Raw genomic sequence first — 24,261 nt, forward strand, 5'->3', positions numbered from 1 at the left:
GGACAATTCTTCTTGTGGAGTGCGACACCTGCCGTGAAGCCTTGTCCGCAAGACTGGATTCCGAGGCCGAACCCGCGCGGACGGACGAGACGGACGAGCATCTGCGTACCTGCGCGGAGTGTCGGTCCTGGCAGCGACGGGCGACACTGCTGGCTCGATCGATGCGGGTCAGGCCGGCGGTGACGCCCCCGGACCTCACCGACGCCATCCTCGCCGCGCATGGTTCGGGGCGTCGGGAGAAGGCGATCCGGACGGCGTTGGCGTCGGTGGGCGTCGCGCAGCTGGCTCTCGGCGCGGCACAGTTGCTGGGCGTCGACCACGGAATGGGCCACGACGACGCGGCGTCGACGCACTTGTTCAACGAGAGCACCGCATGGAGCCTCGCGTTGGGACTGGGCATGCTCTGGGCGGCGTTGCGCACGGGGCACTCGCGGGGAATGCTGCCGCTGGTGGGCGGGTTCGTCCTGGTGCTCTCGGTGTTCAGCGTGCGAGACCTCATCGCCGGAGACGTGACGGTGAGCCGGGTGCTCTCGCACGGCCTGCTGATCATCGGACTCGGACTGCTCACCGTGGTACATCGGCAGGAGTCCCGGCACAGTCCCGAACCAGGCAGACCCGGCGTCGTCGCCTCGCCCGCCGCCCCGTCGCCCACGGCCGACGTGAGGCTGTCCGGCCCGGAGCTGCCGAGGTCGGGACGCCGTCGACTGCGCTCGATCAGCGGCCGGCGCGCGGCCTGACTCGCCTCTTCCGACGGGCCGATCGCCGCGCCCGGCGCCGGTGCGACGGTCTCGGCCGCGTCGACGACCGGCCGTGTCCGGGGCCTTCGGCACGCAGGGGGAGATCCGATACGGCGCGATGCCGGCCGTGTCGCCCCTTGTGATGATGACCGTCATGGGAGTCGAACCAGCCGGAGTCCCGCGCCGATCACCAACGCGCCCGACGCCGGTGCCGCGGCGGCGGGTGAGTCCACGCGGCCGCCACGCCGTGGACGCCGTGATCGTCGGCGCCGGGCCGAACGGGCTGGCCGCCGCCGTGATCCTGGCGAGGGCAGGCCTGCGCGTGGAGGTCCACGAGGCTGCCGCGACGCCGGGCGGCGGGGCTCGGACCGAGGAGCTGACGGTGCCGGGGCACCACCACGACGTGTGTTCGGCGGTGCATCCGATGGGGCTGGCGTCCCCGTTCTTCCGCGCGTTCGACCTCGCCGCGCACGGCGTCCGGATGCTCCAGCCCGAGGTCGCCTACGCGCATCCGCTGGACGGCGGCCGGGCCGGGCTGGCGTGGCGGGATCTCGACCGGACGGCCGAGGAGCTGGGTGTCGACGGCCGCGCCTGGCGTGGCCTGCTGGCGCCGCTGGTCCGGGCGTGGCCGGGTCTGGTGGGCGTCGCCATGTCGGACCTGCGCGGTCTGCCGCCCGACCCGATCACCGCCTTGGCCTTGGCCCGTCGCATGGCCGAACAGGGTTCGCCCGCCTGGAATCTCCGCTTCCGCGGTGCGACGGCGCCCGCGATGTTGACGGGCGTGACGGCACATGCGATCGCCCCGCCGAGGGCACTCGCTCCGGCAGGCGCGGGGCTGCTGCTGGCTGCGCTGGCCCACGCGGTCGGCTGGCCGATACCCGAGGGCGGCAGCGCCGTCGTCGTCGAGGCGCTGGTCCGCGATCTCGTCGCGCACGGCGGCCGCGTGATCACGGGCAGCCGGATCGACCGGCTCGATCAGCTGCCTCCAGCGAACGCCGTGCTCCTGGACCTCGCTCCCGCCGGTCTGCTCCGGATCGCCGAGGCCGATCTTCCGCCCTCCTATGTCCGCGCCCTTCGACGGTTCCGCCACGGCGGGGCGGCCTGCAAGGTGGACTTCGCGTTGACCGGGCCGGTGCCCTGGTCGGCGCCGGGCTGTGCGCTGGCGGGAACGCTGCACCTCATCGGCACACGGGACGAGGCGGTGGCGGCCGAGCGGGCCGTGGCCAGGGGCGTGCACGCCGACCGGCCGTACGTGCTGGCCGCGCAGCCGGGCGTGGTGGACGCGACGCGCGCCCCCGCGGGACGGCACACCCTGTGGACCTACGCCCACGTGCCCAACGGCTCGGACGTGGACGTGAGCGCGGTGGTGACCGCCCAGATCGAACGGTTCGCCCCCGGATTCCGCGATCTCGTGGCGGCCGTCGGCGTCCGCACGGCGCTCGACGTCGAACGGCACGATGCCAACGACGTCGGAGGCGACATCGCGGCGGGCGCCGTCACCCTGTGGCAGACCGTGGCCCGCCCGGTGCCCCGGATCGACCCGTACGCCACGCCGTTGCCGGGGGTCTACCTCTGCTCGGCGTCCACGCCGCCCGGCCCCGGCGTGCACGGCATGGCGGGGCTGCACGCCGCCCGGCGGGTGCTCCGCACGCGGTTCGGCATCCGGACGGACCCGCTGCGGCTGCTGCGCCTGCCGTGAACGCGACGTGTCGTCGGGGGCGGACCCGCGCGTGCCTTCCGGACCGGGCTCAGCGGCCCGCGAGCCGAGCAGCTCGCGGGCCGAGCATCGGCGGCTCCGTATCCGGTGCACACCACGTCGCCGCTCGACAGAGTCAGGCGGGTCCGCCTCCTGGCGCAGCGCGGTCGAGCAGCGCGGCAGGGCAGCGCACGGTCGGGCAGAGATCGGACGGGCAGTGGATCGGACGGGCGTCGCCGCACCGTTCACGCGCGCATACGGTGCCTCGAGCCCTGCGCCGTTCGGCGGGCGGCCGACCCCCGACGGGGCGCTGTCGGCACGGTCCTGCTCGCCGTACGGTCGAGGTGCGGCGGAAGCATCTCGCCTGGGTGCTTCTCGGCAGGCGAACGAGCGGCGATGCCGACTCGGTCGCCCGGTGGTGTCCGGCGACCCCGCCCCTCCTGCCTAGTCATGCCGTCAGGGTCGCCGTCGACGACAGCGGGAGACGAGCGATGCGTCGAAAGGCTGTGCACGGTGTCGTGTTCGGCATGATCATGTCGGTCGTGACGGCCATGCTGGTGACGACGGCCGGCTCGGCGGTCGCCATCCAGGACCCGGTGCGGATCATGCCGCTGGGCGACTCGATCACCGGGTCGCCGGGCTGCTGGCGGGCGATGTTGTGGAACGACCTCCAGGACGCCGGCCACACCGACATCGACTTCGTGGGCACGCTGGGGCCGCAGGGCTGCGGGGTGGACCACGACGGTGACAACGAGGGGCACGGCGGCTTCCTGGCCACCGGCATCGCCGACCAGAACCTGCTGCCCGGCTGGCTGTCCGCGACGAGCCCGGACGTGGTGTTGATGCATCTGGGGACCAATGACGTCTGGAACGGGCGACCGACCGAGGCGGTGCTGTCAGCCTTCACCACCCTGGTGGCGCAGATGCGAGCCCATAACCCGGACACGCACGTCCTCGTCGCGCAGATCATTCCGATGACCCCGAACGGCTGCGGTGAGTGCGCCCAGCGGGTCGTCGAGTTGAACGCCTCGATCCCGGCCTGGGCCGCGGAGCTGACCACGGAGCGGTCCCCGGTGCTCGTCGTCGATCAGTGGACCGGTTTCGACACCGCGGTGGACACCTATGACGGGGTGCACCCCGTCGAGTCCGGTGACCGCAAGATCGCGGACCGCTGGCGTCCGGTGCTCGCGGGCGTGCTCGACTCGCTGGCCTGACCGGTCGTCTCGGCCGTTCGGGCGGCGCCGAAGCCGCCTGCGCCGCACGGACGTCGTCGCATCCGACGGGGAGAGCCCACCCGTCGAGGGACGCCGTCCGTCGAGCGGCGACGGCACCGACGACCTGGCACTCGACGGGGACGGGAGACGGCGGCCCGGCCCTGGCGACGCAGGGCAGCAGGCCGCCGCGCGTCCGTCACGCGGCACGCCCGTCGCAGGGCGCCGCCCGGCTCACCCGGTGGCGCCGGTGTCGACGGCCCCTCGGCACGTCGAACCGGGAACCGCCGTACCGCGAAGATCATGAAGACGGTGTTGACCAGCCCGACGGCTGTGGCGGCGAGCAGGACCCCGCTGCTGCCGCCGCTGGTCACCGCGCCCCCGCCGACGGCGCCCGCCGCGGCGATCCCGACGTAGAGCCCGCTGGTGTTCACGGCGATCGCCTCGGTCCCCGCCCGACCCGCCGGCGCGAGGGCGCGAGCATTCATCGGCGGGTCGAACGCCCAGCCCGCCATGCCCCACACCGCGATCAGTCCGCCGAGCAGCCACAGCGGCACCCGACCCGGCAGGAACATCGAGGCCGGCGCCATCGCGCAGATCGACGACAGGACCACGACCGTCAGCACCGACACCGCGCGATCCCGTTGCCCACGAGTCGTTGAGCCGCCCGCCGAGGACGGTGCCGACCGCGCCCGCGACGCCGTAGCCCGCGATCAGCACCGGCAGCCAGGCCTGTCCCACGCCGGCGAGGTCGTCGACGACCGGTGCGATGAGCGTGTACGGCATGAGGCCGCCACACGCTCCGATGATCGTGCCGACGACGCAGGTGAGCACGGCGGGTGCGCGTAGCAGGGCGAGTCGCGCTCGGACGCCGATCTCCTCGACGGCGGGCAGCGTCGGCAGCGTCAGCGCGGTGATCGCGACGGCGAGGGCCGTGAGCAGGGCGACGAAGCCGAACGTCGCCTGCCAGTCGAACACGCCGCCCAGCCGGGAGCCGATCGGCACGCCGACGACGAGGGAGATCGTCAGTCCGGCGGCGACGGCGCCGATGGAGCGCCCCTGTCGCCCGGCGGGAGCGAGGGCGCCCGCGACGGCGAAGGCGACGGGGCTCACCGCTGCCGCGACCAGTGCCGCGGCGATCCGTAGCGCCACCGGCGCCGCGTAGCTCGTGGCGAACATCGTCATGAGATCGACCAGTGCGAACACCGCGAGACCACCCACCAGCAGCCTCGTGCGGGCGAACCTCGCCGTCACCGACCGCCAGCACGGGCGCACCGACGGCGTAGACCAGTGAGAACACGGTCACCGACCGGCCTGCCATGGCCTGGCTCACCGACAGGTCGGCGGCGATGCGGGGGAGCACCCCCGCGATGACGAAGTCGTCGGTGCCGATCACGAACGTCGTCAGCACCGGGCCGGACAGTCAGGGAGACGACGAGTGCAAGCGTGTACGTGCCGGGAGGGGCGACATTCTGGGATGGCGCCTTTCCGACCTGGTGTCTGCGGGGCGCTCACCGTAGAAGCCTGCCGCCAGGCGTCAAGGTCGAGAAAGGGTCGTCGATCCGGCCTTCGTTCGCCGGACTCGCCGTCGCGAGACCGCTGCGAGATCGGTGCGGACGCGCGGAGTGCGGACCGCCGAGCTCACCGTCGACGCGCGGCCGTGGCCCGAAGTCTGCCGAGCGTCCGCCCCAGCCCGCCCCCCGCCAGCGGCGGGGTGGCCATGCCCGCCCCGTCCCGGAGGCCGTGCAGACACTCGGTCAGCGCGTCCCGCGCGCCGTGCACGGGTGACCAGCCCAGTTCCACCCTGGCCCGGGTGGTGTCCATCAGCGGCAGCCGCAGCAGCGCGTCGAGCAGATCCGGCGAGGCCGGGACGAGCCGTAGGCGCCAGGCCGCCGACAAGCAGGCACGCAACGGGCCCGCAGGCAGTCGTGACACCCTGGCCTGGAGGCACTCGGCCAGCAGGGCGGCGTCCACCGGAGGTTCCGCGGCCACGTTGTAGGAGCCCGCCGCGCTGGTCAACGCCGCCAGTCGGAAGGCCTCCGCGACATCTTGGGCGTGCGACACCTGAAAGCGCAGTCCGGGAAGGTCGGGCACGAACGGCACGCCGCCGGGGCGGAGCAGCGCGGCGGGCAGGAGCGGCCCGGCGAACAGTCGATGCTGGGCGCGGGCGGCCTGCCGTTGCAGAATGATCCCCGGTCGGAGCCGCACCACCCGCAGATCGGGGCGACTGTCCTCGACGGCGTCCAGGACTCGCTCCAGGTAGGCCTTCTCCCGGGTGTACGCGGCGCCGGGCCAGCCGTGTGTCGGCCAGCTCTCGTCGACGCCCCGGTCCTTCGGCCCCGGCGAGTAGGCGCCCACGGAGGAGGCGTACACCAGCGCGGGCACCCCGGCGTAGGTGACGGCGTCGAACACCCGGATGCCGCCGAGGACGTTGGTCCGCCAGGTGACGGCCGGGGCATGGGTCGGCTGGAAGCGCCAGGCCAGGTGGATGACGACGTCGGCGCCGTGGAAGATCCCGGTCAGGTCGTCCTCGGTGATGTCGGCCGTCCGCCAGGTCGTCTTCGGCGGCTGCCAGGTCGGTCTGCGCCGGGCGACGCCGATGATCGCGTCGACCCTCGGGTCGGCGGCCAGGGTGCGCACGACGCTGGTCCCCACGTTGCCGGTGGCCCCCACGACGACCACCCGCGTGCCCGCCGAGGTCACGACCCGCCGGGTTTCGCGGCCCGCTCGTGCCGCCCGCCTGCCGTCCTGTCCTCGAACGGCGCGCGCGGCTCCGGTTGTTCGCCGACGGCCTCGGCGAGTTCGTCGGACCAGCGGAACACCCCTGCGCCCTGCGCGTAGGTGAGATGGCCGCCCAGCGTGCCGCCGACGCCCACGGCCGCGAGGCCGAGTAGTGCCCAGCCGCGCCCCGCGGTGTCTCCACTGCGGTGGCGGGCCCGCCACGACAGCAGATAGCAGACCGAGGAGGCGGCGTTGGTCATGGCGTGGACGAGACCGACTCGGCGTTGCCGCAGGTCCAGCTCGCTCCATTCCGCGAGTCCGGTGACCACCGCGCCGGGGACCGTGAGCAGCCCGAGAGAGATGAGATGCCGGGCGGTCTCCCGCCGACCGAAGAGGTCGCACACCGCGGCCGCGCTGTAGCAGCCGATCGGCAGCGTGATTATCATCGGGTGAATCGCATGGCCTGCCCATTCGCCGCGCAGGGCCTTCTCCAGAGCGGGGCGCTCCCGCAGGAACGGGCGGACCCGTGCGCGCAGGCGCTCGGCCACGGCATCGAGGGACTGACGCGATTCCAGGGACTTCAGCCATCGCTGTACTGCGTTCATGTGCGGCGGGTACCCCGGGGCGGCGTGGGGAAACGGTCGAGTGCCGTCGACCTGCTCCGCGGCGGGGCGAGCGGGACTGCACCGATCGTGTCCGTGCCCGGCCCCGACGATCGAGCCGCCCGCCCTGCGCTGCCCGGTGTGTCGCCTCCGTCGCCGCTCGCCGAGGCAGGCGCACGTGTGGTCCGGATTCACCCACGCGCCGCCGCCGTCGACGAGAGCGGGCGCTCAGAGCCGCCGCAGACCGGTGAGGACTCGTCGCAGGAACTCGCCGTCCATGACGAGTCGCTGCGGGTCGACGGGCTGGTGCACCCGTACCCCGCCCGACTCGACCAGGTCGGCGATCAGCACTCTGGTCACCCCGATGGGCAGCGCGAGCAGCGCGGAGACCTCCGCCAGCGAACGCGGCTCCGCGCAGATCTCGACGATCCGACGCAGCTCCGGGCGCGCCGCCGCCGTGATCGGCACCGGCCCCTTCGCTGAGGTGATCAACGTCTCGAGTGTCACGTCGAGCGCGGCGGAGGTGCGCCCGCCGGTCCTGGCGTACGGACGGACCAGCGAGTCGGTGAAGGACGCCTCCAGCCAGGTATTCGGCTCGCCCACGCTCGGCGGCCAGATCGGGTCGTCTTCGAACACCTCGTCGACGTCGGCCGGTTCGTTCCACGGCGCCCGGCGCGCGGGTCTGGTCTGGTCGAAGTCGATGTGCACGGCGTTCTCCGCCCGCGTCGACGTCGGCCGAGGCGTGTCCTCCTCTCGTGCACGGCGTCCTCCTCGCGTGGCGCCGCCGAACCGGGCGCCCGTCCGACCGATCGAGGACCGACTCCCGCCCGCCGAGGAGTCCGACGTCGCGGGCGTCGCCGACTCCGCGGCCGGGCCCGGCGGCACCGAGCGGTCGTGCCCTGAGCGGTCGGCCCCCGACATGTCCTGGTCCGAGATGTCCTGGCGAGCGCGTCGCCGTGGTGACGGGCCGAATCGTGCCCCGGTGAATCCGACCACCGAGTCGTCCGCCTCGTCCGAGTGGTGCAGCTCCGATGTCATCGACAAGCCCGTTTCTCGCCGTCTTCCGACCGGTTCTCTCCATGCGACCGCCACCGGGTGTTCGGAACGTCGCGTCGATCGACGGTGATCGGCTGATCGTCCCGGTGCGAACACCGTGAGCGTATGTCGGAGAGCCCCTCCCCTTGTCCTCCCGTTGAACTCTATCCGAATGAACGTCGCGGGTACTGGTGCTTTCGTGCCGAGAATGCGCGGTGTCGCGCCGCGCGTTCTTCTGGGAATGGTCCGATTGACCGCGTGTACTGCTCCGTCGGGAGTATCAAGTCGCGGTATCCCTGCCACGCCGCGTCGGCTCGGTGTTCCGCTCGCTCGGCGTCGCCGACGGGGCGTGGAAGGCGGCCCGCCGCGCGGCCCGGCGCAGCACGGCGAGGACGGCGGGACCCACGAGCAGGATCGCCACGACGTTGGTGATCGCACGGCCGGTGTCCCAGCCCAGCGTGGAGGTGGTCAGGGTGAACAGCACGAAGCGCCGCAGGTTCTCGGTGATCGGATCGCCCGGCACGAAGGAGAGCTGGGTGTCGGTGCCCGCGAGCAGCGGCCAGGACCACAGATTCATCAGGAAGCCGAAGACATAGGCGGCGAGCACGCCGTAACAGGCGAGCATCGCGATCTCGATTCGACCTCGGGGGCGGGCGGGCAGCAGCCCGGCACCGAGGCCGAGTAATGAGGAGGAGAGCATCTGAAAAGGCAGCCACGGCCCGACGCCCGCGGTGAGCAGTGCCGAGGCGAACAATGACGTCGAGCCGAGCAGGAATCCGAAGCCCGGCCCGAAGACTCGGCCTGCCAGCACCAGAAGGAAGAACACCGTCTCGATTCCCGCCGTGCCCGCGCCCAGCGGACGCAGCCCCGCGTTCACCGCCGACAACACACCCAGCAGCGCCAGCGCCTTGGCGTCCATGCCGGAATCCGACATCTCGGCGAGCACGATCGCCAGCAGCAGGGGCAGGAGGACCACGAAGATCAGCGGAGCGTCGGCGGTGCGAGCCGTCGGATCGGCAGGCGCCGAGGCGAACAGCGGCCAGAGGAACATCGCCAGCCCCGCCGCCGAGGCCAGCGTGAGCACCGCCGCGCGACGCGGCGTCACCCGCACGACCGGACCTTCGCGTCGAGCAGGACCGGTGTGTCCTCTCGCCGTCCCGTCCGCCGCCGAGGTGTCCGAGGACTCCGTCATCGTCCGCCCGCCGCATCGTCCAGCGCTCGACGGACGTCGTCGACCGTCAGCCAGGCCTGCGGCGCGAGCACCTTGGACACCTGCGGGGCGAAGGACGGCGAGGAGGCCACGACGTCGGCGGTGGTGCCGTCGGCGACGACCTCGCCGACCGCGAGCACCAGCACCCGGTCGGCCGCGGCCGCGACGAACTCCACGTCGTGCGTGGCGATCACCACCGAACGGCCCTGCGCGGCCAGGTCGGCGACCAGGGCACCGAACGCCCGCTTCGCGCGGTAGTCCAGGCCGCGGGTGGGCTCGTCGAGCAGCATGACCGACGGCGCGGCGACGAGCTGGACGGCCAAGACCAGCGCCAGCCGCTGTCCCTCGGACAGATCTCGTGGATGGCAGTGCGGGTCGACGTCCTCGATCAGCCGACTCAGCAGCGTCGCGCAGGTGCCCGGCGGCACCGCCGACTCCCGGTCGGCTTGGGCGCACTCCTCGGCCACCGTCTCCAGATACAGCAGATCGGCCGCCGTCTGCGGCACCAGCCCGACGAGAGTCCTCGCCCGATGCGCGGGTTGGGCGGCTGGATCGAGGCCGCCGGTGAACACCGTGCCGCCGGAGCGGCGGCCCGAACCCTGCAACGCCCACAGCAGCGACGACTTGCCGGAGCCGTTGCGGCCCATCAGCGCCGTGACCTGGCCGCCGTGCAGATCGAGGTCCACCTCGCGGACCGCGACGACGTCGCCGTGCCGCACCACCACGCCGCGTGCCGTCAGCAGTGGCGACCCCGCCGCCGCCCGCCGCGGTCCGGGCGGGCCGTGATCGGCGAGCCGGGCGCGCAGCTCCGGGGCCCGCCTGCGGGCGTCGCGTACCGACAACGGCAGCGGTGTCCAGCCCGCCAGCCTGCCGAGCTCCACCACGGGCGGCGCAGGCGTCGAGTCCGCGAGAACCTCGGCGGGTCGTCCGTCGACGACCCGCCCGTCGCCGGCGAGCCGGAGCACCCGGTCCGCGTACTGCACGACTCGTTCCAACCGGTGCTCGGCGATCACCACCGTGACCCCGAGGTCGTGCACGAGCCGCGTGATCGAGGCCAGCACCTCCTCGGCGGCCGTCGGGTCCAGTGCCGAGGTCGGCTCGTCCAAGACCAGCACCCGAGGGTGCACGGTGAGCACCGAGCCGATCGCCACCCGCTGCTGCTGCCCACCCGACAGCGAGCGCAGCGACCGATCCCGCAGCTCGGCGATGCCGAGGAGGTCCAGCGTCTCCTCGACCCGCTTGCGCATCACCTCGGAGGGGATGGCCAGCTGCTCCATCCCATAGGCCAGCTCCTCCTCCACCGTGTCGGTGACGAAGCCTGCCAAGGGGTCCTGGCCGACGACCCCGACGAGATCTGCGAGCTCACGAGGCGGATTCGTCCTCGTGTCGCGGCCGCCCACCGTGACCCGGCCCTCGAGCACTCCGCCGGTGAAGTGCGGCACCCGACCGTTGACCGCGCCGAGCAGCGTCGACTTGCCCGATCCGGTGAGGCCGACCACAAGGCACAGTTCGCCCTCCTCGATCTCCAGGTCGAGGCCGGACAGGACGGGGGCGGCCTCGCCGTAGCGGACCGAGACCTCCTCGAAGCGGATCATGCGCGGACCTCCGGCGGCGGGGCGAGCCACGCGGGAGCGACCCCCGCGAGGATGCCGAGCACCGGCGGCAGCGTCACCGCCGGCCAGCTCAGCGGGCTGAGTGAGGGATAGAGGTTCGACGGGTCGATCCCGGCGGTCACGGTGAGCACGGCGGCGGCCGTCAGACCGGACAGCACCACGAGCGTCTCCGGCAGCAGCCACCGATCCGGCCGGTAGACGCTGCGCCGGATCCGGCGTCCGGCCACCAGGAAGCCCGCGCCCGCCACGAGCAGCCCGGCGACGGCCATCGGCAGCCCGAAGACATGCCGCGTGCCGTCCAACAGGCCGTACACGCCCACGCACACCCCGCAGAGACCCGCGATCACCAGCACGCCGGTCAGCAGTCGGGTGCGTCTCGGCGTGTCGCCGAGCCGGCCGTACCCCCGGGAGTCCATCGCCGAGGCCAACGCGAGCGACCGGTCCATGGCGTCGGCCAGGACCGGGACCACGATGCCGCGCAAGGCCCGGAGACCGCGTTGCCTGCCGCCACGCAGCCGCCGGGCCCGCCGGACCCGCAGCACGCTCTCCATGAGCTGTGGCGCGACGGAGAGCGCCACGACCACGGCGGTGCTGATCTGATAGAGCGCCGCGGGCACCGCCTTGAGCATTCGTCGCGGGTCCGCCAGCGAGTTCGCGGCGCCGAGGCAGATCAGCATCGTCGCCAGTCGCAGTCCGTCGTAGAGTCCGCCGAGCAGCTCCTCGGCGGTCACGGGGCCGAGCAGCCGGATGCCCGCCGCCGCCTCCGGCAGGGTGATCTCCGGCAGGACGAAGAGGACGTGCTCGCCCGCGCCGCCGCCGAAGACCATCCGCCATAGCACGCGCATGACGACGACGAACACACCGAGGTACACGTACATCCGGAAGGTCGCGGCCCACGGCGCCCGGCCGCGTCGCCGCACCACGACGTAGCCCGCCACCACGAGGATCAGCGACAAGAGCAGCGGATTCGTCGTCCGGCCCGCCGCGGCCGCCATGGCCAGCGCCCATAACCACCAGGCGCCGGGGTGCAGTGCCCTCGGCAGGCGCGTCGAGACCCGGAGCATTGCCGTGCTCACCCGGCGTCCGAGTCATGCGGTTCGTTCCGGACCGATGCGGAGTGCCCGAGCCGCCTCGGGCGCGATCCCGGGTCGCCGACGGCCCGGTCTCCGGCGGCCTGCCGCGGCCTGCACAGTGTCGTCCCGCACAGTGTTGTTCCGGACATGCCTCGATGCCTCCCCGAGCGGGTCGAGAGGCATCCGTCGAACCGCCGCCGCCGAGGCAGGCCTGCGCGCGCTCGAATCGGACTCCGCCTGCGGACCACGACAGTGTGAACGAGCCCTCGTCCCCGGACGGGCATTCCGGCTCATCGTGCCTCGACACGAATCACGGCTGCGGGTCAGCGCCGGAGTCGCACCGGCTTCCCCCGCCGGGGGCGTCTGAAGTTGTCACGACCGACTGCGGCCGAGCGGACATCGAGAAGGTTAACTCACTCGGGTGGTTTTGGATCACCCGTGACAGGCTTCGCCGTCGTGGTCGGTCGAACCGCGTGAAAAGCGGATTCTTCTGATGCCGAGGCGACGCCCCTCCCAGGTCCGGCGGCGGAGACGCCGTCGGTGACTGTGTCGAGCGCTCCCCGCCGCGTCGGCGTTTCCTGAGGCCGGCTGTGGGGTGAATCCGTGATCCTCCGGTCCGCACGGCTCCCGGAGAGAGTGGTCCACCACACCCCGAGATCATTACTATGAGTAGTCGAAATCTGTCGCTAAGAGTGGTGTGTCCGCTCGTGTTCAGGTGTCGAGGCACATGATGCATGCGGGCGGCCACGAGTTCGACCGACGAGGCACAGGCGACCGCGAACCCGCGGCGAGAGCGAAAGGCGAGGCAGTCGTCATGAGGATCGCGGTCATCGGGGAGTTCCGAGCGGACCGGATAGTCGACGCCATCACCCGTTCCGGCCATCACGACCTGGTGTTGCTGGGGCCGACGGACGTCGCGGGCTACGTCGGCAGGCGGACCCGCCACCGATACCTGCCTGCCTGCGCGGAGCCCGAGGACCTGCTGGCCGTCTGGGCCGAGGAGCACGTCGAGCTGGTGATCCCGAGTCTCCACCCGGCCGATCAGGAACGGCTGCTGCCCAGCCTGGCCGCCGCGGCGGACCGGTGGCGCGATCTCGGCGGGAGCGCCGTCGTCCACTCGACCCGCTTCGCCGCCCTCGTCACCGACAAGGCCCTGTTCCATCGCGTAGCGGTCGAACAGGGCTGGCCGGTGCCCGAGGCCGTCGTCTGCGATCGGGCCGAGGAACTGGACTCGGCGGTGCGGCGGGTCGGCGGACTCCCGGTGATGGTGAAGGCGGCCGGGCCTCCGCCGCGCGGCGTCCGCGGGCGCGTCGACACCGCGCACCTCCTCACCACGCTTCCTCCGACCGCCTTCCCCGTCGTCGTGCAGCGGGTCTGCCGGGGTGAGGAGTTCGGAGTCGAACTCTTGAGCGACGCGCACGTGACGGACTGCTGGCCCGTCGCCTCCTTCGGCCCGTTGGACGAGCGGTGCGGTCCGGGGCGCCGAGCGCGGCTGGCGCCGATCACGCTTCCGCAGGCGGTGACCACCGAACTGTCCACCTTCATCCGCGGCGTGCTGGCCGAGTTCGACGTGCGCGGCCCGTGGCAGATCGACTTCGCCGTCTGCTCGGGCAGGCTCCAGGTGCTGGCGGTCAACGGCAGGCTCAGCGGCATGGCCGATCTCAGCGCGGCCACCACCGGACTAGACCCGTACGACGCCTTCGTCGACACGTGCCTCGGCCAGCCCCGCGCCGTGCCCGCCGCTCGTCGGCTCGCCCTCGAGCTGCCGGTCCGACCCGGCACGGAGCTTCCCGGCCTTCCTTCCGGCGTGCGCCTGCGGCGGCAGGTACCGCTGCCCACCGACCGGTCGCTGCCCTCGGACTTCCACCGGCTGCTCGTCACGGCGGACGATCCCGTGCTGCTGGCCAGGTGGCTGCGCGGCATTCCCGACGACGCCGTGATCGCAGGCTCGCCCGCACAGCTGGCGTCCACCGCACTGCGGACCAGCCCGCTGTCCACCTCGGCGGGATGGCCTCGGAGCTGCCCGCAGGTCTGATCCGACGGGCCAGACCAGGCGGCAGGCAGACCAGGCGGCGAACCGGCACCGTGCGCCGTGCGGAGTCACGGGCCGTCGGCCGCGCGCGGCCCGCGTCACGCCGCCGCCCGGATCGATCCCGGCATGATCGCTCCGCGGCACGGACCCGGATCACCGGGTCAGGGCGAGCGACTCGCCGACCGCCGATCGCGAGCCGCCGTAGGTGATCGCCGTCATCGCCAGCGATCACCTGGCTCCAGGCGTACAGCCGGTCCGCGTCGAGTCCCCATGCGGCGGTCACCCGGCGGCCCCGAGCCTCGGCCCCTGCCGCCCGGCGCCTGCCACGACGTCGTCCACGGCCTCGTAGCACGGTTCGCCGACGCAGGTCGTCGGGTCGACCGCGATCAATCCGTGTGACGCCCCCGTCCAGGACGTTGCTCAGACGCGGATCGCCGTGCAGCGGCACCACGTCGCCCTGGGTGTCCAACAGGGCGGCACACCGTCGGAACGTCCGTTGCCAGGCCTGATCCAGCCGCGACTCGACGGCCGGTTCGGACGGCCGCCGTCCGATACGGACGAAGACCTCCTCACACCGGCCCCAGAGACTCCACGGCCAGTGCGGCCACGGCGTGCAGTGCCGTCAGCAGCTCCGCCCGCCGTTCGGTCAGCGACTCCTGCGGCAGGTCCTCGGCCTCGATGCCGGGGACGGCCTCCGTCGACACCAGCGCCCCGACCTGGACGTCGGCGGCCAGCACGGCAGGCACCCGGCCCGACGGTGCGAACACACGCGGCATCTCGACCCGGCTGGCCGACAGCGTTCGGTCCGGCGTCAGCTTGAGGACGGCAGGCGATCCGTCCCGCCGGCGGCGGAGGACGACGGAGGACGCGCCGCCTGTGAACAGCTCGCCCACTTCGGATCCCCGCCGGGCGGCCGGGTCCGCCGCGAGCGTGGAGATTCCCGTCGGCCGGTCCGCGGTCCCGGGGCCGAATCGATCCGCCAACCGGGCGGCGACGTCCGCTGTGGTCTATCCGGGGCAGCCTTCATCATGAACCGCCGGGACGCTCGCGGATACTCGTCCGATACCGACGAGTCTGCCGTCGGGGTGTCCGGACCGGACCGCCCGGCGCGTCGTCCTTCGGTCCGGCGGCACGACCGCCGCCCCTTCTCGTGATTCGCGGCTGTCGCCGCCGATCGGCGAGACCTCAGCCGCGGCGGACCGCCAGGCCGTCCACGGCGTCGGCGATCGCGACGCGGGGATCGTGCGCCTCGTACTCGGCTCGGAGCTCCCGTGCCCGGTCGCGGCAGAGCGGATCGTCCAAGACGCTGTCGACGGCCTTGCGGATGTCCGCCTCGTCCGGGTCTCCGGTGCCCAGGCTGACGGCGGCCCCGGCCCAGGAGACCTTGGCGCAGACCTCGATCTTGTCCTCGGTGTCGCCCGCCAGCACCAGGGGAACCCCGTGCCGTAGCGCCTGCTGGACACCGCCGTAGCCGCCGTTGCTCACCAGCACGTCGACATGGGGGAGCACGGTGTCGAAGGGGATGAACTCGGCGACCCGCGCGTTGGCGGGCAGCGTGGCGGGTACGGCGTCGCGACCGGTGGCGACGACGATCACGGCGTCGAGATCGGCCAGCGCTCGTAGGGTGGGCTCGATCAGCCTGCCGAGATCGTCATTGGCGATGGTGCCCTGGGACACGAGGATCACCCGATTCGCCCTGGTCACGTCGTCCCACCACACGGGCAGCGCCCGCGCCTCGCCGCGTTCCGGCGGCAGCGCCCCGATGTAGCGCAGGTGCGACGGTGCGTCGCCGCGCGGGTACTCCAGACTCTCGATGCTGAGCTGGAGGAACAGATCCGGCACTCCGACGAGACCCTGCGACAGCAGCGGCGGCGGTTCCGCGGCCCCGAGGCGCTCGAAGGCCCGGGTCAGCAGCCGATGCGATCCCGCTCGCTCGGCCGCCTCGGCCTTCTCGGTGAGTACTCGGCTGCGCGCGCGCCCCTCCTCGGAGTCGTCCGGGACGAGTCCGCTGCCGAAGGGCGGATGGTCCGCGCTGTTCATGGGCAGCGGCATCACACCGATCCCGACGACCGCGGCGGGCCGGACGCCCGCAGCGCCGTGCCGGACCGGCCAGGCGCCCAGGAACATCGTGTCGTGCAGGAGGACAGCCGGCGCGGCGTCCTCGGCCAGCAGCGCCTGGAGCGCCGCGTGCTGGGCGGCCATCGGCGCGACGAACAGGTGTTGATTGTCGTACTCCAGCCGGGCGGGCCCGGTCGGGATCCGCCGCCGATCGGGAAACCGATCGGGCCGGACGTCCGCCTCGGCGGGCAGCGGGACGAATCGAGCGCCGGTCCCCTCCACAGCGGCGCGGAAGGCCGCGCCGGTCAGGAAGGTGACGGCGTGGCCGCGTGCGACCAGGTCGGCGGCGATCAACCGCATCGGCCGCACGTGCCCGAAGAACGGCACCGCCGCGATCAACACCCTGGCCATCGTGTCGCCTGCCCCCATGAGACTGCTCGCGAGCGATCCTCGCGGCCATCAGGCTAGGACGTCCACGCGAGGCCCGTGCGACCGACGGCGGAACGGCGATCACGGCGGCCTGGAATCCCGCGGACCCGAGAGCCCGGTCGAGACGGCCGCGAGCGCAGGGCGCCGCGGCCCGGAGCGCGTGACCTTCGGGTCCGTCACTCCGTCCGCCGAGCCAGTTCCTCGACGGCGGCGGCGATCGTGCCGTGCGGGTCCTGCCGCAGGCATTCGGCTCGCAGTTCCTCGGCCCGCCGGGCATGAGTCGGATCGGTCAGCACGGCGTCGACGGCCTTGCGGATGTCCGCCTCGTCCGGATCGCCGGTCGCCAGGTTGATCGCCGCGCCCGCCCACGCGGCCAGGGCGCCGACCTCGACCTTGTCCTCCGTGTCGCCTGCCAGCACCATCGGCACGCCGTGCCACAGCGCTCGATGAACGCCCCCGTAGCCGCCGTTGCTGATCAGTACGTCGGCGTGGGGGAGCAGCAGGTCGAAGGGCAGATATCGGGCGGCGCGCGCGTTGGCGGGCAGCCGGTCGGGGATGACGTCGCTTCCGGTGGTGACGACGACCAGCGCGTCGAGGTCGGCCAGCGCTCGCACCGCGGGCTCGATCAGCCGGGAGAGATCCGCGTTGGCCAGGGTGCCCTGCGTCACGACGACCACCCGCGACGCGGTGATCAGCTCGTCCCACCATTCGGGGAGTTCGACGTCCTCGGGCGGCTCCGCGGGCAGCGCGCCGACGTGCCGCAGCCGCGGCGGGGCGTCGCTGCGGGGATAGTCCATGCTCCCGATGGTGAGCTGGAGAAAGCGGTCGGGCATGGCGACCAGGCCGTCGAACATCAGCGGCGGTTCCTCGGTGGCTCCGAGCGCCGCCAGGCCTGCCGCCAGCTCCCGCTGCACCCCCGCCTGCAGTTCGGCGGCGGCCACGTCGTTGAGGAACCTGTTGCGGGCGCGGCCCTCCGACGAGCTGTCCGGCGGCAGCCCCATTCCCCAGGGCGCGTGGTCGATGCTGCTGATCGGGACCGGGATCACGCCGATGCCGACGACCCCGGCCGGTCGCAGACCGGGCGCCCCCAGCCGTACCGGCCAGCCGCCCATGAACAGCGTCTCGTGCACGAGCACCACGGGTTCGCCGTCCGCCTCGGCGAGGATCTCCTGCATCGCCGCGTGCTGACCGGAAAGTCCGTGAATGGTCAATCGCATGTCGAATTCGATCTGTTCCCGCCGCAGGGCCCCGGTGTCCCGTTCCGGGAACAGCTCGTTGACGGGTCCGGTCAGATCGGCTTCTGAGGGCAGCGATCGAAATCGGGCTCCGGTGCGCTCGACCGATTCCCGGAAGTCCTGGCCGGTCAGGAAGGTGACCGGGTACCCCCGTTCGACGAGATTCCGTGCGATGGCACGCATGGGCGTCACATGCCCGTGAATCGGCACTGCGGCGATCAACACCCTGGTCACTGTGCTGTGCTCCTCGTCGTGGCGGGGCGCCCGGCCTTTCCGAGGTCGTCGGGAATGACGGCGGCAGACCGAGGTGATCACCGTTTTATACCGCATCGATCTCCGGCTTCGGTCGGGGCGTGGCCCGATTGATCTGCCGGCCGACCGCCCGATGGTCCGTCGGCCGCGTCGTGGCCTGCGAATCGACGGCCGACGGGAGTTCTGGTGCCGCGCCGTATGCCGGGCGGAGTAATTCATTGAATGGAGGACATGTTCTTGTCCGGGCCGCCTGCGTCGAGTCGTGGGCATGCCGTGATCCGTCGCCGGTGCCGCACGGGGCGGCACGAGGCCGTGCGGGTCCGCCGCGGCTGCGATGGAGTCCGCTCGCCGTCTCATGCCCGCGGCCGGGGTGGTCGACGCCTCGGCCGTCGCGAGCGCACCACGCCGAAGTCGTTCACACGGAGCACGGCCGGGACGAGGCGCGGCCGCGCGCGGCGCCGCGGTCACACGCTCAGTCGCGGCGCAGCCGATCCTCCTTGACGGCTTTGACGAAGGCGAGGAAGGCCTTCCTGGTGACCTGCACGGTGCCGCCCTGGCGATGCTTGGCATCGCGGATGCAGGTCAGGCCTGGTGCTTGTGCGATCTCGACCTGCGGCGTGCCCAGCGGGCTGTGCACGGATCGTCGAACGCCAAGGCCGTGATGTGCCATCGGTGGCTCCCTCCGCGTTCTTGAAGAGGGTTCGCCTTCCACCCTAGACCCCTCGCCGCCCGACGTCGCCCGCACCGGCGGCGTGTCCCGGCCTGCTCGATCCCTCCACCGTTCGGCCGATGATCGATCCCGGCCGTCACGAGACGATGGAGACGCGGCTCGGACGGGTCGAGAAGGAGCGATGTGATCATCGAAGGGCTCGAATCGGAGACTCCGCCGCCGATGCAGGTGGCCGCCTGGTGGGTGCTCGATCTGCTCGCGGCGGAACGGGTTCCATGGTGGGCCGCCGAATGGCTCGCACAGGGTCACGACGGACCCTGCCTGCGCGAACTCGCCGGACTCGGCGCCGACGACACCAGACGGAGTCGCGACCTGCTTCCCGCCGTGTTCGACGAGATCGCCGTCGTGCCGCCCGCGACGATGCTCGACGCCGCCGAGGTGTGCTTCCACCATCTGGCACGGTTGTGCCTGGACGGCCGGGTCGACGAACGCTGGGTGGCGGGCGTCGTCGATCAGGTGCTCTGCGCCGTCGACTTCGCCGACGACGTCTACGAACAGCCGTTGGCAGGTGCCTTCGGCGTGGACGAGGCCTGGGACGACGACTGGGCGGGCGTGGCCTCGGAGCTGCGAGTGCTGGTGCGGGACGCCTGCGCCGCGCAGCTCGACGCGGCCGGACCGCCTGCCGTGGACGACCGGATGTGAGGTGAGAGGCTCGGCCGACGACGGCCGGCGCCGCGAGAGATCATCCGGTCGGCCTAGCCGGCCGCCGGTCAGGTGTGCCGATAATCGCGGATAGACGGCCCCGACGGTCGACTTCCCCGTACGTCGGGGCCGTTCCACGTCCGGCAGACCTCGAGGCGTCACGGCCAGACCGTGACGCCTCGATCCCCGGCATGTCGCACTGCCTCCGTGAACGCTCGGACCCCGACCGAGGCGGCGGTGCCCCGGTCGGCGGCACCGCCTCCCCCATGTTCGACAGCGGCGCCCACGTGCGGTCGGCAGAATGGGACGGCCGCGGGCACGGATGCGGCCGGAGTTCGCGGCCTGCTGACAGGAGGGGTGCGCATCGGACGCCTCCGCGGAGGCGAAGGAAAGATCGTCGCAGGTGAGACACGTCATCGGACGTGACCGCCGTCGTGTTGCGATCACAACCTTCGGCCCCGCAGCATCGAACATATGAGCGAACCCCGATGGCCTCCGACGTGTCCGAGCGGACGGCATCGGCTTCTCCCCGGCGAGCTGCTCGTCGGCTGGCATCCCTGTGACTGCACTCCCGAGATCCTGGGCCATCGAACCTGGACCTGTGTCCGCTGCCTGGCCGCGGGGCGGATCGACACCTGGTTCGACCCGCCGTGCCTCGACTCGTCGGTGATCCGGTGAGCCTCGGTTCGCGGGCGGCCGTCCCGTCGTCGGCTGAATCGTCCCGTCTCGGGCGGCCGACTCGGTGTTCGCGGCGCGCTTCGAGGCCGCGCGGTGTCGACGTTCCGCCGCTCGCGGCCGCGAGGGTGCGAAGGCGGCCTGTCGGATCGCGCGGCGGCGCGCCGACAGGAGACGGGAACGGCCCCGACGCCAGGGGGAGGGGCGCCGGGGCCGCAGGGGGTACTCCTGATTCATCGGCCCGGACCAGGCCCGGCCGGCTCCGCCGATCAGGTGGACATCCGGGGTGATTCGGACCGGGCGGCCGTAGGGCGGGCCGGCGCTCCACAGGGCGCCGGATGGAAGGCCACGGTGATCGCCGATGCGGAGCGGGGCGCCGCCCGGAGCCCCGGGGCGGGAAGGGCACCGCGGCGGCTGCTGGATCGATCGACTGGCCGTCGCCGGATGGAGAGGCCAGTTCAGCGTAGTTCCGACAGCCCGGGCCTTCGGCCCGCTCTGGGAGCCTGGAACTCGGACGACAGACTCTCCGGTCCGTGCGGGCACGGCAGCGCGGGCCCCGCTCCGGCGGGCAGCGCGGCCAGCATGAGCGCCAGCGTGCGTCGCCAGGCATCCGGCGCGGTACTGCCCGTGGCCTGCACCACGCCTGCATTGGCCAGCAGCAGCAGTACGACGTCGGCCGCCACCAGGTCGGCGCGCAGTGAGCCCTCCCGCTGCGCACGCTCCAGCAGCGCCTGCTGTGCGGCGTACAGCCGCTCGCGAACGCGGAGCATCGTGGGGCAGTCAGGCAGTGTCACGGTGAGGACGTCGGTCAGGCTCCGGTCGGCCGCCTGCAGCTCGCACATCCGGGTCAGGTAGCCGACGAAGCCGCTCCAGCCGTCGGGGGCGCCGAGGCCGTCCTCCGCCGCCGCCAGGTACTCGTGTGTCTTGGCGAGGAACACCGTCTCCACCAGGTCGACTCGGGTCTCGAAACGCCGGTACAGGGTCCCGACGCCGACCTCGGCTCGGCGGGCGATCTCCTCCATCGACACGTCCATGCCGTGGTCGGCGAACGCCTGGCGGGCCGCGGCGATGATGCGCCTGCGGTTGCGTTCGGCGTCCCGCCTCGGTCGTCGCCCGGCCGGGGAGGAGCCGGGGCGGGCCTGCTCGTCCGCCGTCCCGGAGCTCATGCCGCTCAGCCTACGTGGAGGCGGACGTGAACCCTCCGGATTCCTTGTCATCGACACGCGGACACCCTAGGTTGGCGCTGATCGGAAGAATCTCGTCCGCTTGTCGCGTCTGGTTCGTCTCGTCTCCTCGAAGGAGTTCGTATGTCCAACCCCGCCTCGTCCATCCCCGGCTACATCGTCGGCACCTGGACGATCGACCAAGCGCACTCCGAGATCGGCTTCTCGGTGCGACACATGATGATCAGCAAGGTGCGCGGCCGGTTCACCGAGTTCTCCGGGAAGTTCGTCACGGCGGCCGACCCCGCCGACTCCACCGTCACCGCCGAGATCGCGTTGAGCTCCATTCACACCGGGAACGAGGGCCGGGACGGACACATTCGCTCCAAGGACTTCTTCGAGGTCGAGAAGTACCCGACCATGACCTACCGGTCCACCGCGGTCCGGCTCGACGGCGAGGAGCCGGTGATCGAGGGCGAGCTGACCCTCAAGGACGTGACCAGGTCCGTCCCGCTGACCGTCGAGCTGGGCGGCTTCGGCCCGGACAACCACGGCGGCACTCGCGTCGGCCTCACCGCGAGGGCGGAGATCAATCGGGGAGACTTCGGCATCACCTTCAACCAGCCGTTGGAGACCGGCGGCGTGGTGATCGGCGAGAAGATCACCATCCAGTTGGAGATCGAGGCCTCTCTCGACGCCTGATCATCGCGTATCGAGGGCGCATCGGCCGGCTCCCGCCGCAAGAGCGGTGTCTGGGTCGGATCGCCGGCCGTGCGCCTCGCGTCGTCGCCCTCTCGTCCTACCGCGACGGCGACGACGTCGGCGTCCTCGGCCTGCGGAGGCCGGTCGGCCCGATCCGGTCGGACGCCGCATCGTCGAGTCGACCCGGCGGGCCGACTGTCGGGTACTCGACCTCCCGTTCGCCGCCTCCGTCGCGTCCTCCGCCACGCCCGTCCGTCTCGCCCCGCCGTCTCGCGGCCCGGCACCGCCGAACCGAGCTCGTCGGCGCCCTTCGCCCGTGCACCAGGCCGACGACGCCGCGCGAGATCGTCATGCGAAATCCGACCGACGACGCGATGATGCGGACCATGTCGACCCCGCATCCCCCGCCTGCGACCCTCGGAGCGCGTCCCGGGACCGTCCACAGGCGTCGGGGAAGCCACACCGGTCGGCTGCCGCGGGCTCGACGAATCTCGGCGGTGACCTGGACGTCGGGCTCCTCGAGACCGACGGGTACTCCATCCGGCTCAACATCGGGTAGCACGTCCGGGTGTAACCCGACCACGAGGCCGGAATGCGTACCAAGCTGAAGGTCGGCCCTCGGCCGCTTCTTCTGGAGGTGATCACATGGACGTCGGTGGACCGTCGTCTCAGCATGGTCCGGCCGATCTCGACTTAGCCCGGCGCGGCAGTCGCCGAATCGGCGTCGTCGTGAGTGCGGTCGACAGATCACCGCCGGTCATCGACCGGCCTGTGTCGTCCCACGACGTGGGGAGTCCCGCTGTCGTACCCGCGAATCCGTCGGTCGCACCGAGGTTCGCCCGTCAATCCGGAGTCCTCATGTACGCCTGGTTCGTGCGTTCCGTCCGCGCTGGAGACACCCATCTCGCCGAGGAGGACTGGGACGGCTACAACCTCGTCACTCCGGTCTGCGAGTCCACCGTCGCCTTCTCGCCGTTGAATCGAGAGCCCATCGAGGTCTGCTACTTCGACGAGCAGCGCTGCCTGCGCTGTCTCGAGGCGACGCGCCCCCGTCCCAAGGCACGGCTGGCCGCGGTGCGATGAACCCCGGGAGCGACGAACTCTCGCGCATCGCACGGCCGGGTGTCGTCGACGTCCGGCCGCAGGCAGATCCCTCGGGCGTCATGGCGGCAGTCAGCCGCCCGAGGATCAGGGCACCCGACCGGCCGCGGAGTGGTTCGCGCTGATCGCGGTGGAATCGGCCGTGCACCACTCGTCCGAGGACCGTCCGGCGGGCTGCGCCGTCGGCTTCCCGCCGGGGCATGCCCGCCCGGGCGGCGGCGCGTTCAACGATGAACTCACCCGCGCCCACCGACGCCCCCGCCGCTCGGCGGGGCACGTCTCCTCGCTCAGCGTGGCAGGGCGGTCACCAGGTGGGAGTCGAGTTCGGTCGACAGCGTCGTGGTCTCCCCGAGGCGCAGGTCCGCCTGTTCGAAGAGCCGTTCGTACTCGCCGATGGTGCGCTCCCGGCCGGTCGTCATCACCAGCATCTCCATGTCGCCGAACGCGGTCATGAGGTTCGCGTCGCCGCGCGCCCGATCCCAGTCCGGAACCAGCGCGGTGACCACCAGTATCCGACCGGTCGGCGCGACGGCCGTCCGGCAGTTGCGCAGGATGCGGACACAGGACTCGTCGTCCCAGTCGTGCAGGATGTTCTTGAGCAGGTAGACGTCCCGCCCGGCGGGAACGCTCTCGAAGAAGTCGCCCGCCTCGGCGTCGGCTCGATCGGCCACCCCTGCCGTGCGCAGCATCTCCTCGGCATGGCTCAACGCCCCCTCGGTGTCGAACACGGTGCCGTGCAGACTCGGTTCCGCGGCCAGGATCGCCGCGAGCAGGGTGCCGTCCCCGCCGCCGACGTCGACCAGGCGTTCACCCGGTGAGAACGAGATTCCTCGGACGGCGTCCGGGATCTGGATCCGCGAGAGCGTGCTCATCGCGCGATGGAACCGGCCCGCCAGCGCGGGATCGGTGTCCAGGTGATCGAAGAAGCCGCTGCCGAAGGCAATGTCGAAGCCGGGTGCGCCGGTGCGGATCGACGCCTCCAACGAGCCCCAGGCACGCCACCAGGCGGGATCGCCGTACAACGCCGCCATCGGGTGCAGCGAGAACTCGGCATCGCCGCGGAACAGCCTGCCGAGGGGAGTCAGCTCCACCGAGTCGTCGCCCGTCGTGGTGACGACGCCGAGCTGCGCGAGCGCCCGCATCAGCCTGCGTAGCGAGTCGTGGTCGGTGCCCGTCTCGGCGGCGAGGTCGGCTACCGTCTTCGACGTCTCGCCGATCAGGTCGGGGAGCCCCAGCCGCACGGCGGTTCCGAGCATCTGGGAGAACGCGAAGCCGAAGATCAGTGAGGTCGCCTGCCGGGCGGCGTCGGGCGCCGATTCCTGCTCGTGCATCATCCACTCCCTG

General features: G+C 72.2%; 21 protein-coding genes and 1 riboswitch. Of the genes, 8 read left to right on the forward strand and 13 right to left on the reverse strand.

What is annotated here, in order from left to right; all coding sequences use genetic code 11:
- Positions 1-14 precede the first annotated feature (14 nt).
- The 3 genes from AHOG_RS12375 to AHOG_RS12385 all read left to right on the forward strand — a co-directional run bounded on the left by AHOG_RS12375 (position 15) and on the right by AHOG_RS12385 (position 3,647).
- On the forward strand, positions 15-737 hold the full coding sequence (locus AHOG_RS12375; RefSeq protein ID WP_093941493.1) for a zf-HC2 domain-containing protein: 723 nt from the start codon (positions 15-17) through the stop codon (positions 735-737).
- 223 nt (positions 738-960) lie between these two features.
- Positions 961-2,436 carry a phytoene desaturase family protein gene (locus AHOG_RS12380; protein WP_245856712.1) on the forward strand — a complete coding sequence of 492 codons (1,476 nt, stop codon included), beginning with the start codon at positions 961-963 and terminating at the stop codon, positions 2,434-2,436.
- A 488-nt stretch (positions 2,437-2,924) separates the two neighbouring features.
- Positions 2,925-3,647 (forward strand): SGNH/GDSL hydrolase family protein, encoded by a 723-nt coding sequence (locus tag AHOG_RS12385; RefSeq protein WP_184450826.1) that lies wholly within the window; start codon positions 2,925-2,927, stop codon positions 3,645-3,647.
- Between the two features lie 231 nt (positions 3,648-3,878).
- Here the strand turns inward: AHOG_RS12385 and AHOG_RS12390 are convergent, their stop codons facing one another.
- The 7 genes from AHOG_RS12390 to AHOG_RS12420 form a co-directional block, all read right to left on the reverse strand.
- Entirely contained in the window at positions 3,879-4,919 is a 1,041-nt protein-coding gene (locus AHOG_RS12390; protein ID WP_281258089.1) for an MFS transporter, read from the reverse strand.
- 366 nt (positions 4,920-5,285) lie between these two features.
- Positions 5,286-6,347 carry an NAD-dependent epimerase/dehydratase family protein gene (locus AHOG_RS12395; RefSeq protein WP_093941494.1) on the reverse strand — a complete coding sequence of 354 codons (1,062 nt, stop codon included), beginning with the start codon at positions 6,345-6,347 and terminating at the stop codon, positions 5,286-5,288.
- The gene (locus tag AHOG_RS12400) at positions 6,344-6,970 is read right to left on the reverse strand and encodes a DUF2231 domain-containing protein (RefSeq protein WP_184450825.1); all 627 of its coding nucleotides are present in this window, start codon (positions 6,968-6,970) and stop codon (positions 6,344-6,346) included. The genes AHOG_RS12395 and AHOG_RS12400 overlap by 4 nt, the downstream gene beginning before the upstream one ends.
- A 225-nt stretch (positions 6,971-7,195) precedes the next feature.
- Positions 7,196-8,005, reverse strand: coding sequence for a DUF742 domain-containing protein (locus tag AHOG_RS12405; RefSeq protein WP_157736784.1), 810 nt, complete (start codon positions 8,003-8,005; stop codon positions 7,196-7,198).
- Positions 8,006-8,282: 277 nt separating this feature from the next.
- Positions 8,283-9,194, reverse strand: a complete 912-nt coding sequence (locus AHOG_RS12410) for an ECF transporter S component (RefSeq protein WP_093941496.1) — start codon at positions 9,192-9,194, stop codon at positions 8,283-8,285.
- Complete coding sequence (locus tag AHOG_RS12415) at positions 9,191-10,807, reverse strand: ABC transporter ATP-binding protein (protein WP_093941497.1); 1,617 nt, start codon at positions 10,805-10,807, stop codon at positions 9,191-9,193. Before AHOG_RS12415 ends, AHOG_RS12410 begins: the two co-directional genes overlap by 4 nt.
- Positions 10,804-11,889 carry a CbiQ family ECF transporter T component gene (locus tag AHOG_RS12420; RefSeq protein ID WP_093941498.1) on the reverse strand — a complete coding sequence of 362 codons (1,086 nt, stop codon included), beginning with the start codon at positions 11,887-11,889 and terminating at the stop codon, positions 10,804-10,806. The genes AHOG_RS12415 and AHOG_RS12420 overlap by 4 nt, the downstream gene beginning before the upstream one ends.
- A gap of 267 nt (positions 11,890-12,156) precedes the next feature.
- Positions 12,157-12,310, reverse strand: a riboswitch (cobalamin riboswitch).
- Between the two features lie 402 nt (positions 12,311-12,712).
- Between AHOG_RS12420 and AHOG_RS12425 the strand changes: the two genes are divergently transcribed.
- Entirely contained in the window at positions 12,713-13,933 is a 1,221-nt protein-coding gene (locus AHOG_RS12425) for an ATP-grasp domain-containing protein (RefSeq protein WP_157736785.1), read from the forward strand.
- Between the two features lie 566 nt (positions 13,934-14,499).
- On the opposite strand, the gene AHOG_RS29900 is transcribed toward AHOG_RS12425, so the two are convergent.
- From AHOG_RS29900 to AHOG_RS28475, 4 genes are all read right to left on the reverse strand, one after another.
- Complete coding sequence (locus AHOG_RS29900) at positions 14,500-14,823, reverse strand: protein kinase family protein (RefSeq protein ID WP_221438360.1); 324 nt, start codon at positions 14,821-14,823, stop codon at positions 14,500-14,502.
- A 292-nt stretch (positions 14,824-15,115) separates the two neighbouring features.
- Positions 15,116-16,417, reverse strand: coding sequence for a glycosyltransferase (locus AHOG_RS12435; protein WP_093941500.1), 1,302 nt, complete (start codon positions 16,415-16,417; stop codon positions 15,116-15,118).
- Positions 16,418-16,593: 176 nt separating this feature from the next.
- The gene (locus tag AHOG_RS12440; protein ID WP_093941501.1) at positions 16,594-17,886 is read right to left on the reverse strand and encodes a glycosyltransferase; all 1,293 of its coding nucleotides are present in this window, start codon (positions 17,884-17,886) and stop codon (positions 16,594-16,596) included.
- Between the two features lie 490 nt (positions 17,887-18,376).
- Entirely contained in the window at positions 18,377-18,574 is a 198-nt protein-coding gene (locus AHOG_RS28475) for a DUF397 domain-containing protein (RefSeq protein ID WP_157736786.1), read from the reverse strand.
- A 183-nt stretch (positions 18,575-18,757) separates the two neighbouring features.
- On the opposite strand from AHOG_RS28475, the gene AHOG_RS28480 reads away from it, so the two are divergent.
- Together AHOG_RS28480 and AHOG_RS12455 are read left to right on the forward strand one after the other, a co-directional pair.
- Positions 18,758-19,276, forward strand: a complete 519-nt coding sequence (locus tag AHOG_RS28480) for a hypothetical protein (protein ID WP_157736787.1) — start codon at positions 18,758-18,760, stop codon at positions 19,274-19,276.
- A 474-nt stretch (positions 19,277-19,750) separates the two neighbouring features.
- Positions 19,751-19,954 (forward strand): hypothetical protein, encoded by a 204-nt coding sequence (locus AHOG_RS12455; protein ID WP_093941504.1) that lies wholly within the window; start codon positions 19,751-19,753, stop codon positions 19,952-19,954.
- 455 nt (positions 19,955-20,409) lie between these two features.
- Here AHOG_RS12455 and AHOG_RS12460 read toward each other — a convergent pair whose 3' ends face one another.
- Entirely contained in the window at positions 20,410-21,117 is a 708-nt protein-coding gene (locus tag AHOG_RS12460) for a TetR/AcrR family transcriptional regulator (protein ID WP_157736788.1), read from the reverse strand.
- Between the two features lie 141 nt (positions 21,118-21,258).
- Here AHOG_RS12460 and AHOG_RS12465 point away from each other — a divergent pair, with 141 nt between their 5' ends.
- Complete coding sequence (locus tag AHOG_RS12465; RefSeq protein ID WP_093941506.1) at positions 21,259-21,816, forward strand: YceI family protein; 558 nt, start codon at positions 21,259-21,261, stop codon at positions 21,814-21,816.
- Between the two features lie 858 nt (positions 21,817-22,674).
- A complete protein-coding gene (locus tag AHOG_RS12475) occupies positions 22,675-22,899 on the forward strand; it encodes a hypothetical protein (protein ID WP_093941508.1) in 225 nt (74 codons plus the stop codon).
- A gap of 305 nt (positions 22,900-23,204) precedes the next feature.
- Here the strand turns inward: AHOG_RS12475 and AHOG_RS12480 are convergent, their stop codons facing one another.
- Complete coding sequence (locus tag AHOG_RS12480; RefSeq protein WP_093941509.1) at positions 23,205-24,251, reverse strand: methyltransferase; 1,047 nt, start codon at positions 24,249-24,251, stop codon at positions 23,205-23,207.
- Positions 24,252-24,261: the final 10 nt, after the last annotated feature.

Origin of the sequence: Actinoalloteichus hoggarensis (genome assembly GCF_002234535.1) — a bacterium.
Lineage (GTDB): Bacteria > Actinomycetota > Actinomycetes > Mycobacteriales > Pseudonocardiaceae > Actinoalloteichus_A > Actinoalloteichus_A hoggarensis.

Bases quoted from the DNA above. Each gene is read 5' to 3' on its own strand.
- AHOG_RS12455 (WP_093941504.1), top strand. From the start codon at position 19,751: ATGAGCGAACCCCGATGGCCTCCGACGTGTCCGAGCGGACGGCATCGG.
- AHOG_RS12385 (WP_184450826.1), top strand. From the start codon at position 2,925: ATGCGTCGAAAGGCTGTGCACGGTGTCGTGTTCGGCATGATCATGTCG.
- AHOG_RS12410 (WP_093941496.1), bottom strand. From the start codon at position 9,194: ATGACGGAGTCCTCGGACACCTCGGCGGCGGACGGGACGGCGAGAGGA.
- AHOG_RS12465 (WP_093941506.1), top strand. From the start codon at position 21,259: ATGTCCAACCCCGCCTCGTCCATCCCCGGCTACATCGTCGGCACCTGG.
- AHOG_RS12460 (WP_157736788.1), bottom strand. From the start codon at position 21,117: ATGAGCTCCGGGACGGCGGACGAGCAGGCCCGCCCCGGCTCCTCCCCG.
- AHOG_RS12420 (WP_093941498.1), bottom strand. From the start codon at position 11,889: ATGCTCCGGGTCTCGACGCGCCTGCCGAGGGCACTGCACCCCGGCGCC.
- AHOG_RS12435 (WP_093941500.1), bottom strand. From the start codon at position 16,417: ATGGGGGCAGGCGACACGATGGCCAGGGTGTTGATCGCGGCGGTGCCG.
- AHOG_RS12415 (WP_093941497.1), bottom strand. From the start codon at position 10,807: ATGATCCGCTTCGAGGAGGTCTCGGTCCGCTACGGCGAGGCCGCCCCC.
- AHOG_RS12405 (WP_157736784.1), bottom strand. From the start codon at position 8,005: ATGACATCGGAGCTGCACCACTCGGACGAGGCGGACGACTCGGTGGTC.
- AHOG_RS12475 (WP_093941508.1), top strand. From the start codon at position 22,675: ATGTACGCCTGGTTCGTGCGTTCCGTCCGCGCTGGAGACACCCATCTC.
- AHOG_RS12400 (WP_184450825.1), bottom strand. From the start codon at position 6,970: ATGAACGCAGTACAGCGATGGCTGAAGTCCCTGGAATCGCGTCAGTCC.
- AHOG_RS28475 (WP_157736786.1), bottom strand. From the start codon at position 18,574: ATGGCACATCACGGCCTTGGCGTTCGACGATCCGTGCACAGCCCGCTG.
- AHOG_RS12425 (WP_157736785.1), top strand. From the start codon at position 12,713: ATGAGGATCGCGGTCATCGGGGAGTTCCGAGCGGACCGGATAGTCGAC.
- AHOG_RS12480 (WP_093941509.1), bottom strand. From the start codon at position 24,251: ATGATGCACGAGCAGGAATCGGCGCCCGACGCCGCCCGGCAGGCGACC.